This window comes from Kitasatospora sp. NPDC088548, assembly GCF_044753005.1.
Lineage (GTDB): Bacteria > Actinomycetota > Actinomycetes > Streptomycetales > Streptomycetaceae > Kitasatospora.
Window position 1 is genome coordinate 89,587 of record NZ_JBIVMI010000003.1, and the last position, 12,404, is coordinate 101,990.

The following is a 12,404-nucleotide window of genomic DNA, read 5'->3' on the forward strand; positions in this document are numbered from 1 at the left end:
GTCGCGAGGGAGATGATTCCTCGTCAGGCGTCAGTGGTGCTACAGGAGCACGTCCTACTTTCAGTAGGGAGAGTCCGTTCGACCCGGGCCTGGCGCTCTGCATTCGGGTGAGGCCCGGTGCCGTTTCAGGCACCGGGCCTCTTCCGTTTTCCGGCTGTCTCGGCGGGCCTGCCGGCGGGTGTCAGCCGGGCTGGCGGTCGGAGCCGAGTTCGCGGGAGATCCGCAGGCCGACCTGGGCGACCACGGGGCCGAGGGTGCGGACGCGGGCGGCGGTCATCCGGGAGGTGAGGCCGGAGACGGAGAGGGCGGCGGTCACCTCGCCGGTGTGGTCGAAGATCGGGGCGGCGACGCAGCGGACCTCCGGTTCGTTCTCCCGGTCGTCGATCGAGTAGCCGCGGGCCCGGATCCTGGCCAGGTCGGCGCGTAGATGGGTCTCGTCGGCGATGGTCCAGGCGGTGACCGGGCGCAGTCCGGCGGCGACCACCTCGGTGACGGCCTCCTCGGGCAGCCAGGCCAGGATCGCCTTTCCGGTGGCGGTGCAGTAGGCCGGTGCCCGGCTGCCGACCCGGGAGGCCATCCGGACGTTGGTCTCGTCCTCGACCTTGTCCAGGTAGACGATCCCCGGGGCCTGCCAGACGGTGAGGTGGACGGTCTCGCCGGCCTCGCGCTGGAGCCGGCGCAGGTGCTCGGCGGCGACGGCGCGCAGGTCGAGGGTGGAGAGGTAGGCCTGGCCGAGGCGGAGCGAGCCGTGGCCGAGCCGGAACCAGCCGGTCTCCCGGTCGCGGTCGAGCAGGTGCTCGTCGAGCAGAGGGCCGGTCAGCCGCAGCACGGTGCTCTTGTTGAGGGCGAGCGCGTCGGCGAGCTGGCCGAGCGGTACGCCGCGGCCATCGCCGTGGTCGCGGACGTAGCCGAGGACGGCCAGCGCGCGGCGCAGTGAGGACGACTGGTTGCGGTCGCCGGTCGTGGCCTTCTTCGGCTTCGTACCGGCCGAAGCCTCAGCCGAACCACCAGCCGAACCACCGGCTGCAGCGTCGGCCGTACCGGCGGCCGGCGGCTCCTCGGCGCCGGCCTCCGCCCCGGTCCCCGTCTCCGTCATCGGCCCGATCCCCTCTCGTATCACCGCTGGACTGCGGCGGTTGTCAGACCGTACCCGTTCGCGTCGCGTTCGCCGATTCTTCGACACGGCGTTGTGCAGTGCAAAACTTCCCGAAGTGCCTCTTGTTGCCCGCGAGGGCCCCCGCCTAACGTCCCTGGCATCGAGCAGGCGACGCAGCCCACCCGAGCGGTCGCTCTGCCGTACCCCCACATCAACGCGTTCACGCACCCACCATCGGCCCCGGTCAGGGCCTGCTTCGACGCGCCCGTCCCCAGCGGCGCACGTCTCGGCGGCAACTGTCGGGAGGGGAGGTCTCCACCCATGCGACTCATCAGACGGACCGCTGCGGCCGCCGTTCTCACCGCCACCTGTATCGCGGCGGCCGCCTGTTCGCCGGGCACCGCGCTGCCGGCCGGCGACAAGGCCGGCGACGACAAGACCGGCACGCTGCAGGTCTGGCTGTACAACGAGGCCGGCAACGCGGCGAAGGAAGCGGTGATCAGCAAGGCGGTCGCCGAGTTCCAGTCCTCCCACCAGGGCGTCACCGTCAACGTCAGCTACATCGACACCGACGCCTCGGCCCGCGCCGCCAAGATGAAGGGCGCGTTCAACGACCCGAACAGTGCCCCGGACCTGGTCGAGTTCGGCAACACCGATCTCCCGGGCTACGTCGCGGCCGGCGGCCTCGCCGAGATCGGCGCCGACCTCGACAAGTGGAAGGACAAGGGCGACCTCGACCCGGCGATCGCCAAGACCGCGGTGCTGGACGGCAAGACCTACGGCCTGCCCTGGTGGGTCGGCGTGCGCGCCCTCTACTTCCGCACCGACCTCTTCACCGAGGCCGGGCTGACCCCGCCGAAGTCGTACGACGAACTGGTCGCCGCCAACCAGAAGATCCACGCCGCGCACCCGGACACCTTCGGCATCGCGGTCGGCGGCAAGTACACCTTCGGTGCGCTGCCCTTCGTCTGGGACGCGGGCGGCGACATCGCGGCCAAGGACGGCGACAAGTACAAGGCCGACATCAACTCGGCCGCCTCACAGGCCGGTATCAAGCGCTACACCGACCTGTTCGGCGCCGACGGCTGCCCCGCCCAGCAGTGCGCGGACCTCACCGGCGGTAAGACGGTCGACCTGTTCGCGGCCGGCAAGTCCGCCATGGCGATCCTGCCCAACTCCAGCCGTAGCAAGGTCGACGCGGGCGCGGTCAAGGGCAAGTACGGTGTCGTCCCGCTGCCCGGCGAGAAGGCCGGTTCGATCGCCCCGGCGTTCGGCGGCGGCAACAACCTCGGCGTGATGAAGGCGGCCAAGCACCGCACCCTCGCCGTCGAGTTCGCCGAGCTGCTGGCGAGCCCCGGTTACCAGGAGCAGATGTACGACGCGATGGGCAACCTGCCGACCCTCAAGTCGGTCAACGACAAGGTCGCCGCCAAGGACGCCTTCCTCAAGCCGTTCACCGACACCATCGCGGCCGGGACCAGGTTCGTTCCGATGGACCAGGCGTGGGCGCAGATCGACGCGCAGGCCGTCATCCCGACCATGCTCCAGCAGATCGTCACCGGCAAGGCGGATGTGGCGAAGGCCTCGGGCGACGCGGCAACCCAGATCACCTCGGCCTTCGCGGGCCACTGAGCTACTCGGTGAGCGACTCACCGAGTAGCTCACCGGGCGACTCACCGAGTGGCTCACCGCACGGGTCGCCGAGCTGCTCGTTCAGCGACCCGGCCAACGGCCGAGCACCCGCCGAACCCCGCAGAACACCCCGCTGAGTGGCCCGACGGCCGGGCCACTCAGCCGCCGCCGGGCGACTCGGCCGCCCACCCGGCGCCCGACCGGGCGCCGACTCGGCACTCACTGAGAGCAGGTTCCCTGGCGGCCGGTCCCCGAGGCCGGCCCCGTAGAGAGCAGGTCCCGTACGTGTCCGCATCCACCACGACCGTCCCGGCGGCGCCGACTTCCCCGAGCGGGCGTCGCCGGGGCGCCGGCCCGGCCGCGCCCCCGCGCGGCAGGCGCCGCACCCCGCTGCTGCTGCTCCTGCCGGCCGCGATCATCATGATCCCGCTGGTGGCGTACCCGATCTACCAGCTCGGTCTGCTGTCCGTGCTGGACTTCGGGCAGGCCCAGGCGTCCGGGGGAGCGCCGACCAGCTTCGTCGGCTTCGGCAACTACCAGAAGATCCTGAACGACGGCCAGTTCTGGTCGGTGCTGTTGCAGACGATCGGCTTCGCCGCCTTCTGCGTGGTCGCCACCCTGGCCGTCGGCGCCACCCTGGCGGTGCTGCTGACCAAGGTCGGCCGGGTGGCCCGGCTGGTCCTGACCACCGCCGCGATGGCGGCGTGGGCGGCGCCGGCGATGACCGGGTCGACGGTGTGGAGCTTCCTCTTCGACACCAACCTCGGCCTGGTCAACAAGACCCTGGTCAACCTCGGGCTCAGCGGCTTCCACGAGTTCAACTGGTTCTACGACAAGTGGACGGCGTTCCTGATCGTCGGGGCCGTGGTGGTCTGGCACTCCTTCCCCTTCGTGATGGTGACGCTCTACGCGGGCATCAGGGCGATCCCCGAGGAGATCCTGGAGGCCGCCGCCCTGGACGGCGCCAACACCTGGAACACCTTCCGCCGGATCACCGCCCCGATGCTGCGGCCGATCCTCACCATCGTGGTGATCCAGTCGGTCATCTGGGACTTCAAGGTCTTCACCCAGATCTACGTGATGACCGAGGGCGGCGGCATCGCCGGCCAGAACCTCGTCCTCAACGTGTACGCGTACCAGAAGGCCTTCGCCTCCTCCCAGTACGGACTGGGCGCGGCCATCGGTGTGATCATGCTGCTGATCCTGGTGATCCCGACGGTCTTCTACATCCGCACCCTGCGACGGACGGGAAATGAACTGTGAGCGCCCGTAGCCGCTGGCGGTTCGCCGCCAACACCACCGCCATCGTGGTGGCCGTCATCACCGCCTTCCCGATCTTCTGGATGGTGCTCTCGGCCTTCAAGCCCAAGGGCGAGGTGCAGTCCCTCGACCCCAAGCCGTGGACCACCCACCCCACGCTGGACAGCTTCCGCCAGGTGCTGAGCGTCGACGGGTTCGGCCGGTACTTCCTCAACAGCCTGGTCATCGCCCTGTCGGTGGTGGTGCTGTCGGCGCTGGTCGTCTTCCTGGCGGCGGTGGCGGTGACCCGCTTCCGGTTCAAGTTCCGCACCACCATCATGGTGATGTTCCTGATCGCCCAGATGATCCCGGTCGAGGCGCTGACCATCCCGCTGTTCTTCATGTTCCGCGACGCGGGCCGGTTCGCCCCCGGGATCGGCCTCAACACCCTGGCCTCGCTGATCCTGGTGCAGCTGGCGTTCTCGCTGCCGTTCGGCATCTGGATGATGCGCGGCTTCGTCGCCGCCGTACCGGTCTCCATCGAGGAGGCCGCCCAGATCGACGGCGCCAGCCGGTCCCGCATCCTCTGGCGGATCCTGCTGCCGCTGGTCGCGCCGGGCCTCGCCGCGACCAGTGTGTTCTCCTTCATCGCGGCCTGGAACGACTTCGTCTTCGCCAAGACCTTCATCATCAGCGCCACCGACAACCAGACCCTCCCCTCGGCCCTGCTGGTGTTCTTCAAGCCGGACGAGAACGACTGGGGCGGCATCATGGCGGCTTCCACCCTGATGACCGTGCCGGTGCTGATCTTCTTCATCGCGGTGCAGCGCAAGCTGGTCTCCGGGCTCGCGGGCGCGGTGAAGGACTGAGCCGCCCGGCCGGTTCCTGCTAGCGTCCCGGCCATGGATGTGGGGTCTGTGCGGTCTTCGGACCAGGGGCGTGCCGACCGGCAACTCGCCCAGATCGCCGAGACGGTGGGACTCGCCCGCCGTCTCGGCGTCCGCGTCTGGCTGCGCGGCGGCTGGGCGATGGACTTCTTCCTCGGTGAACTCACCCGTGATCACGGGGGCATGGCCAAGTTACGTGCAGTGCTGAATCATTGATGGTCAGTCAGCTTGTTCCGGGTGTTCGGGCCTGCCAGGAAGGGGGGGGCTCAGGAGACCCCGCGCGGCCGGAACTGGACGCTGATCCGCGGTCCCACCGGCCGGGCCGTCTTCGGGATCGCGTGCTCCCAGGTCCGCTGACACGAGCCGCCCATCACCACCAGGTCCCCGTGGCCGACCACCTGCCGCACCACGTGCGTGCCTTCGTTGCCTCCCCGGGCGCCGCCCGGCCGGGGGCGCAGCAGCAGTGCGCGCGGCTCGCCCACCGAGAGGATCGCCACCATGGTGTCCTCCCGCTTGCCACGCCCGATCCGGTCCCCGTGCCAGGCGACACTGTCCCGGCCGTCCCGGTAGTAGCAGAGCCCCAGCGTCCGGAACGGCTCGCCCAGTTCCGTCGCGTAGTACGCGCTCAGCGCTGCCCGGGCCTCGCCCAGCACCGGGTGCGGCGGCTCGTCGGCTTCCCCGTAGTGCGCGAGCAGCCGTGGCACGTCCACCACCCGTTCGTACATCTCCCGCCGCTCGGCCCGCCACGGGACCTCCACCGCCAGCCGTTCGAACACCTCGTCCGCCCCGCCGAGCCACCCCGGCAGCACGTCCAGCCAGGCCCCCGCCCCGAGCACCACCCGCCGTACGCCTGCCAGCGGGCCCAGCCCGGCCCCGCCCCCGTCGGCGTCGTCGAACAACGAGGGCTGGCGGTGAACGGTGCTGTGCATGGTTCCAGCGTACGCCCATTTCGAACACCTGATCGATTAGTCGAGCGACGGGCGACACCGGGCCGGGCGGGCCCGCGCGGACTGGTCGGCTCTGCGCGACGCAGCGGAGCGTCATTTGCGCAGCGGGACGTAATTGCGGCGACAGGGGGCACCGGAACCGGCAGGATGTCCGGGTGAACAGCGTGACCATAAGCGACGAAGACCGTCGGCTTCTCGGGCTCTGGGCTGCCGATTGCGCCGAGCGGGTGCTGCCACTGTTCGAGGCGAAGGCTCCGTCCGACATCCGCCCGTGTGAGGCGATCGAGGGCATCCGGTTCTTCGCGCGCGACGGGAAGCGGACGGCACGACTGCGCTCCCTTGCCTTTGCGGCTCTCGTGGCCGCACGCGAGGTCGGCGATCCGGCTGCCACCGCCGCCGCTCGTGCCGCGGGCTACGCGGCGGCGACCCCTTACATCCACCCATTGGCCACCCCTCACCAGGCGAAACACGCTCTTGGGCCGGCGATGTACGTGGCGCGCGCTCGTGAGCTCGCGGCGGGCGACGACGTCGGCGCCGGTGACGAGGAGATCCGGTGGGCGATCGAGCACGCACCGTCGGCGGTTCGTGGGATTGTGCGGCAGATGCCGGTTTTCAGCCCCGGCCGCAGTCGACTGGAGGCGCTTCGCCACCAGCTCGACGCGGCCCTTCGCCGCTGACCGGTGAAGGGGGCGTCGCCCCGGGCGACCGGGGCGACAAGCATCTCGCCGGTTCGGACGGGCCTTCGGCCGCCGCCACGCCGGTCCCGACGAGCCCGCCTGTGAGCAGCCGGTGCGCGTCGTGATCGAATGCGCGTCCGGGCACGGCCCGCCGTCAGCCCTGGTCGACGGCGTCGGGGGTGAGGCCGTCCTGGGCCTGCTGGGCCCGCTCGGCCAGCAGGTGGGCGAACGCCGTCAGGACCGTCGCGTCGTGGGACGTGGGCTCGTCCGGGGCGGTGGCGCGGGTGTACAGCAGGGTGGTGCCGACCCTGACCAGGGCCTCCACCTCGTGGCCGCCGGTCGTCCGGGCCGTGCTCTGGTCGCCGATCCGGGGCAGGGGGACGGCTGTGGCGGCGCCGTCGGCCCGTTGGGAGGTGAGGTCGAAGGCCCGGCGCGCGGTCTCGGTGGACGCGAAACTCACGACGGTGAAGTTCACGGTGTACGGGGAGGCGCCGCGGAAGGTCACTGACGCGTAGCCCAGTTGCTGGTCGCAGGCGTCCGGCAGCAGGCAGCGGACTTCTCCGCCGGACCCGGTGCCCGCACTCGGGCCGCTCTCCAGCGTCCACCCGGCGGGCATGGCCTGGAGGTCTGGCAGGACGCCCCGCATCTGTCCGGGATCGCGCAGCGCGACCGCGCCGTGCGCGAGGCCGGGCACACCGGGCCGGAGGACGGGGCGCGACCCCAGGTGGATCCCGAGGGCGACCAGCGCGGCAACGACGATCAGCACCAGCGCCACCAGGACACTGCCGCCGGCGCGGCGGCCGGCCGTGGCGAGGCCGCCGCCCGGGATGCCGCCGACCGCCCGGAGCGTCAGCGTCGTCGCTGCCCCGGGCTTCGGAGGGGTGGGCTGGTGCGCCGGGTGACCCAGTTCGGTGGTGACCAGGTAGCGGGCGAACGCCTGGTCCGTGGCCAGCAGTTGGCCGACGGCGGCGGCCAGCCGGGCCTGTGCGTGCCGGTCCGACGGGGCCGCCTCCACCGCGTCCACCGCCTGAGCCCCGTCCGGGGTGCCGCGCAGCCGAGCCCGCACGACGTCGACTGCCGCGCCTCCCGTCGAGGTCGCGCTGTTCGCGGCCGTCCGAACGAGAGCACCGACCACGGCCCTGACCAGATCCTGCCCGTCTACCATGACAACTCCCCCTGTGGCATGAGTAGTTGTCTGCACGATCCCCGTGCGCACCCCGACCCAATCACGGCCTGCCGGGTGCGGGGGCGGTCCCGGCGGCGCTCGGTCGGCCGGGGCGGCCGATGCGGGGGCCGGTCAGGGGAGCAGGGCCAGCAGGGTGCCGAGGGGGAGCGAGGGGTTGGCCGCTGCCGCCTGCGCCGTCTCCCGGTCGGGTGCGGCGAGGAGCGTGATCAGGGTGTCCAGGGGCAGAGCCGGATGGGCGGCGGCCGGGCGGCGGGACTTGGGGTGGGCCAGACAGGCGAGGAGGGCGAGGGGCGTGGCGTCGGGGTGGTGGGCGATCGCGTGGAGGGCCCGGTGGGTGGCGAGTCGGCCGGTGGCCAGATACTCCAGCAGGGCCGGCGACGCGTTGGGGCTGGCGGCGGCCGCTGCGGCGGTCTGTGCTCCGAACCGGTCGACTGCGGAGCGCAGTTGGGCTTCGGAGAGATCGGGGTGCGAGGCGATGGACTTCACCACCTTGGCGTCCGGGTCGGAGGCCAGCGTGTCGCGGACCGCGGCGGGCAGGTCACGGCGGCGGGCCAGGAGCATCCGCAGCGCCGGGACGGTGGAGACCGCCAGCTGTTCGACCTCGGCCGGGGACGCTGCGGCGATCCGGGGGAGCAGCGTCGGCCCGATCCGGGTGGCGCCGGCGAGGAGGGCCAGGACGTCGAGGGGCACGTGCGGGTTGTGCGCGAGGCTGCGCTGGACGTCGTGGCCGCGGTCGGCGGCGAGCCGGCGGATCAGGGGCTCGTCGATGGCGGGGTTCTCGGCGAGGTTCGCCCGCACCCAGGGAACGGGGTCGTCGGCGAGCCGTCGGCCGGCCTCCGCGGGCAGATCGGGGCGGGCGGCGAGTTCCTGGCGCAGCAGCAGTGCGGGGTGGTCGGCGAAGCGGGCGGCGGCCTGCGCGGGCGTGCTCGGGTTGCGCAGCGCCGGCTGCTGGATCTCGGGGGAGTCGGTGAGCAGGACGGCCAGCGCGTCCGCCGGAGTCGCCTCGTTCGCCGCCGCCGCGCGGCGGACGCCGGGATCGGCGTGGGCGGCGAACCGGGCGGCCAGGTCCGCGCGTTCGGTCCAGAGCGCCAGCTCCTCGACGACGGTCGTCTCCCGGTCGGCCGCCAGTGCCTCGGCCACCTCGGACGGCAGGCCCGGGCAGCCGGCCAGCTTCACCCGGCGCTCCACGACCGGGTCCGTTGCGAACCGGCGCGCCCACTCCGGCCGCCCGCGGCCCACGTCCAGCAGGGCGAGTGCGGCGCCCGGCCGCCTGCCGGGGTCGATGTCGGCGGCTCCGATCCTGCCGTCGTAGGCGAGTCGCACGGCGACGGCCTCCGAATGCGCGGCCAGGGCGCGTGCCTGCGAAGGGCTGAGGTCCGGCCGGGCGGCGAGATGTTCGGCGAGCTCAGTGCCGTCGGCTTCAGCGAACGTCGGGACGTCCGCAGCTGTGCCCGCCTCCGCGATGAGACGGTCGACGACGGCGGACGGCAGAGCCGGGTTGGCGGCGAGCCCGTACAGGACGTGATCCACGGTGGCATCCTGACGGACTCCCGCCGACCCGGGCACCTTCTTTTCGGCCCCGGCCCCCAGCCCCCGGCCCCGGGCCCCCGGACGAAGGCCGACGGGGGCCGGAGGGCGGTCAGCGCAGGTCGAAGACCAGACGGGCGCTGATCCTGCCCGCGAGGATGTCGTCGATGCAGGTGTTGACGTCGTCGAGTTTGCGGGTTTCGCGGATGACGCGGGTGCGGCCGAGGGCGTGCAGGCGGAAGACCTCGGCGAGGTCCTGGCGGGTGCCGACGATCGAGCCGGTCACCTTGGTGCCGTTCAGCACGGTCTCGAAGACGGGCAGTTCGAGCTTCCCTCCGGCGGGCAGGGCGACCAGCACCAGTGTGCCGCCCCGGCGCAGCGAGGCGTAGGCGGCCTGGAAGGAGGCGTTGCTCACCGCGAGCGCGATGGCCGCGTCGGCGCCGCCGAGTTTCTGGACTTCGGCCGCGATGTCCTGGGTGCGGGCGTCGAGGACGTGGTCGGCGCCGAGTTCCCGGGCGAGGGCGAGTTTGTCGTCGGTGATGTCGACGGCGATGGTCTCGGCGCCGAAGACGCGGGCGTACTGCAGGGCGAGGTGGCCGAGGCCGCCGATGCCCGAGACCAGGACGCGCGTGCCGGGGCGGGCGCCGGAGACCTTCAGCGCCTTGTAGGTGGTGACGCCCGCGCAGGTGAGCGGTGCGGCGTCCAGCGGGTCGATGCCGTCGGGGACGGGCACCACGTAGTCACCGTGGGCGAGCGCGTACTCGGCGTAGGCGCCGTCCACCGAGTAGCCGCTGTTGTGCTGGCCGAGGCAGAGCGTCTCCCAGCCCGAGACACAGTGGTCGCAGCGCCCGCAGGCGTCGGCCAGCCAGGCGATCGCCACCCGCTCCCCCGCCTTGGTGTGGCGGACTTGCTCACCCACCGCCTCGACGATGCCGACACCCTCGTGGCCGGGCACGAACGGCGGACTGGGCTTGACGGGCCAGTCACCATGGGCGGCGTGGATGTCGGTGTGGCAGATCCCGGAGGCTTCGAGCCGGATCCGGACCTGGTGCGGGCCGGGTGCGGGCACCGGGCGGTCTTCGATGACCAGCGGTGCGGTGAAGTCCCGGACGACGGCGGCCTTCATGGTCTCTCCCTCGGACGATCGGCGCGCGTGCGCCCACCGTGGAGAACGCGAGGACACGAATGTCGCGACAGCCGCGGCGGCGCGCCGGCCGTCACGATGCGAAAGACGTGAAAGCGCGAAAGACGATGAGCGCTCTGGCGGCCGCGCACAGGACGCAGCCGCCAGCAGCTTCACCCGAAAGAGGGATCGCCCGCAGCTCGGACTGAGCCGAACGGGTGGGGGACGCCATACGGCGGAACGTACAGCGCCCGGCGGTTCAGGCCGCGTCCACCTCGGTGGTGCCCAGCCGGGCGTACACCTCGGGCCGCCGTGCGCGCAGCCGCAGCGCGATGCCGACGCCGGTCAGGAAGACCACCGGCACGATCGCGACCAGCGGCCAGTTGACCTCCGGCCCGGCGCCCGTGAACAGATCCAGCCGCCAGACCACCAGCGCGGTCGCGCCGCACAGCAGCACGGTCGCGCCGAGCGGGGCGACCACCGTGCGGAACACACCGGCGCTGGCGGCGGCGGCCCGGTTGCGGCGGAAGAAGACGTACACGGCGAGCCCGGCCAGCGCCTGGAGCAGCAGGATGCCGACCACACCGGGGGAGTTCACCCAGAGGAAGAACTGGTTGTACGGGTCGGCCCCGATCAGCGCCGCCACGACGACCGCGACCGCGGCCAGCACCGACTGCACGATGCCGCCGATCCACGGCGAACCGTGCTTCGGGTGGACCCGCCCGAGGGCGGCGGGCGCGGCCTGTTCACCGGCGAGCGCGTAGCCGTAGCGGGTGATCGTGTTGTGGAAGGCCAGCAGGGCGGCCAGCAGGCTGGTGACGATCAGCACCCGCTGCACGTCCGTGGCCCAGGCACCGACGTAGTCGGTCATCGCCGTGAAGAACATCCCGGCCGGGTCGGCGGTGGCGGTCGCGACGGCTTCCGCGTCGCCGAAGGCCTGCACGATCATCCAGGTGATGAAGGTGTAGAAGAGGCCGAGGAAGGCGATCGCCGCGTACGTGGCCCGGGGCACGGTGCGGTGCGGCTCGCGGGCCTCCTCGCGGTAGATCGCGGTGGCCTCGAAGCCGACGAAGGCCGCGAAGGAGAGGCCGAGCACGCCGCCCATCCCGCCGGAGAAGACGTTGCCAGGGGCGAGCGAGGAGAGGCTCAGGCCGTGCGCCCCGCCCTTGAGCAGGACGGCGACGGCGAGGACCAGCAGGATGCCGGTCTCGGCGATCAGCAGCGCGCCGAGCACCTTGGCACCGAGGTCTATCGAGCGGTAGCCGAGGAACCAGACCACCGCGACCCCGATCAGTGCCCAGACCGGCCAGGGCAGGTCGAGACCGAGCAGGTCGGCGGCGGTGGTGTGGGCGAAGTAGCCGAAGGCGCCGAACATGCCGATCTGGATGGCGTTGTACGAGAACACGGCGAGCAGCGCGGCCCCGAGACCGGCCGGTCGCCCGAGGCCGCGGGTGACGTACGCGTAGAACGCGCCGGCGTTCTTCACATGAGCGGTCATCGTGGTGAAGCCGACCGCGAACAGGGCCAGGATGACGCCGGTGGCCAGGTAGGCCACGGGTGCGCCGATGCCGCCGAAGGCGATCGCGAAGGGTGCCACCCCGGCCATCACGGTCAGCGGCGCGGCCGCGGCCACGACGAAGAAGACGATGTCGCCGGTGCCGAGGACGCCGCGCCCGAGCCGGGACCCGGTGGCCGGGGCCGTCCCCGACGTGGCGGTGGTGGGCGGCCTGGTCGGAGTGGGGGTGGCGGCCGGGGTGGCCGCGTCGGAGGGCAGGTTCATGGGGGAGCTCTCCTGGGGTCGTACGAACGAGGGTAGGACGATCCGGCCGGACGGTGCCGAGGACGGGCACGGCCGTGAGTGGTGCGAGCGGGGAGACGCGGTACGACGGCGCCGCGGATGGGGGCGCCCGCGGGGCGCCCGGGGTGGGACGTGGGCGCGGGGGTGGGAGGGGGCGCTCGGAGCGAGGCGCGAGCGCCGGGAGCGCGAGGGAGCGCCCGGGGTGGGGCCCGGGGCCCGCCCGCCCCCGGCAGCGCCGCTCCGGGCCGGGCCGGCTACGGCAGGTGGTGCAGCTGGGACAAGTGGTGCAGGT

At 72.4% G+C, this 12,404-nt stretch carries 11 protein-coding genes; 5 read left to right on the forward strand and 6 right to left on the reverse strand.

Annotation, left to right across the window (positions count from 1 at the left end; translation table 11 throughout):
• Positions 1-181: 181 nt before the first annotated feature.
• On the reverse strand, positions 182-1,096 hold the full coding sequence (locus ACIP82_RS05880; protein WP_363609026.1) for an IclR family transcriptional regulator: 915 nt from the start codon (positions 1,094-1,096) through the stop codon (positions 182-184).
• Between the two features lie 321 nt (positions 1,097-1,417).
• Between ACIP82_RS05880 and ACIP82_RS05885 the strand changes: the two genes are divergently transcribed.
• The 4 genes from ACIP82_RS05885 (at position 1,418) to ACIP82_RS05900 (ending at position 5,070) form a co-directional block, all read left to right on the forward strand.
• Positions 1,418-2,728 carry an extracellular solute-binding protein gene (locus ACIP82_RS05885; protein WP_363609024.1) on the forward strand — a complete coding sequence of 437 codons (1,311 nt, stop codon included), beginning with the start codon at positions 1,418-1,420 and terminating at the stop codon, positions 2,726-2,728.
• A 285-nt stretch (positions 2,729-3,013) separates the two neighbouring features.
• Entirely contained in the window at positions 3,014-3,991 is a 978-nt protein-coding gene (locus tag ACIP82_RS05890) for a carbohydrate ABC transporter permease (RefSeq protein WP_400651298.1), read from the forward strand.
• Entirely contained in the window at positions 3,988-4,836 is an 849-nt protein-coding gene (locus ACIP82_RS05895) for a carbohydrate ABC transporter permease (RefSeq protein WP_363609020.1), read from the forward strand. Before ACIP82_RS05890 ends, ACIP82_RS05895 begins: the two co-directional genes overlap by 4 nt.
• Positions 4,837-4,884: 48 nt before the next feature.
• Positions 4,885-5,070 carry a nucleotidyltransferase domain-containing protein gene (locus tag ACIP82_RS05900; RefSeq protein ID WP_400651301.1) on the forward strand — a complete coding sequence of 62 codons (186 nt, stop codon included), beginning with the start codon at positions 4,885-4,887 and terminating at the stop codon, positions 5,068-5,070.
• 50 nt (positions 5,071-5,120) lie between these two features.
• Here ACIP82_RS05900 and ACIP82_RS05905 read toward each other — a convergent pair whose 3' ends face one another.
• Positions 5,121-5,783, reverse strand: a complete 663-nt coding sequence (locus ACIP82_RS05905) for an alpha-ketoglutarate-dependent dioxygenase AlkB (RefSeq protein WP_400651304.1) — start codon at positions 5,781-5,783, stop codon at positions 5,121-5,123.
• A 173-nt stretch (positions 5,784-5,956) separates the two neighbouring features.
• On the opposite strand from ACIP82_RS05905, the gene ACIP82_RS05910 reads away from it, so the two are divergent.
• Complete coding sequence (locus ACIP82_RS05910; protein WP_363609014.1) at positions 5,957-6,478, forward strand: putative immunity protein; 522 nt, start codon at positions 5,957-5,959, stop codon at positions 6,476-6,478.
• 154 nt (positions 6,479-6,632) lie between these two features.
• Here ACIP82_RS05910 and ACIP82_RS05915 read toward each other — a convergent pair whose 3' ends face one another.
• From ACIP82_RS05915 to ACIP82_RS05930, 4 genes are all read right to left on the reverse strand, one after another.
• Positions 6,633-7,643: a hypothetical protein gene (locus tag ACIP82_RS05915; protein ID WP_363609012.1), complete on the reverse strand. Its 1,011-nt coding sequence runs from the start codon at positions 7,641-7,643 to the stop codon at positions 6,633-6,635.
• Between the two features lie 132 nt (positions 7,644-7,775).
• Positions 7,776-9,194 carry a hypothetical protein gene (locus ACIP82_RS05920; RefSeq protein ID WP_400651309.1) on the reverse strand — a complete coding sequence of 473 codons (1,419 nt, stop codon included), beginning with the start codon at positions 9,192-9,194 and terminating at the stop codon, positions 7,776-7,778.
• Between the two features lie 109 nt (positions 9,195-9,303).
• Positions 9,304-10,317, reverse strand: a complete 1,014-nt coding sequence (gene adhP, locus ACIP82_RS05925) for an alcohol dehydrogenase AdhP (RefSeq protein ID WP_400651312.1) — start codon at positions 10,315-10,317, stop codon at positions 9,304-9,306.
• A 256-nt stretch (positions 10,318-10,573) separates the two neighbouring features.
• Positions 10,574-12,094: an APC family permease gene (locus ACIP82_RS05930; RefSeq protein WP_363613811.1), complete on the reverse strand. Its 1,521-nt coding sequence runs from the start codon at positions 12,092-12,094 to the stop codon at positions 10,574-10,576.
• Between the last annotated feature and the right edge of the window lie 310 nt (positions 12,095-12,404).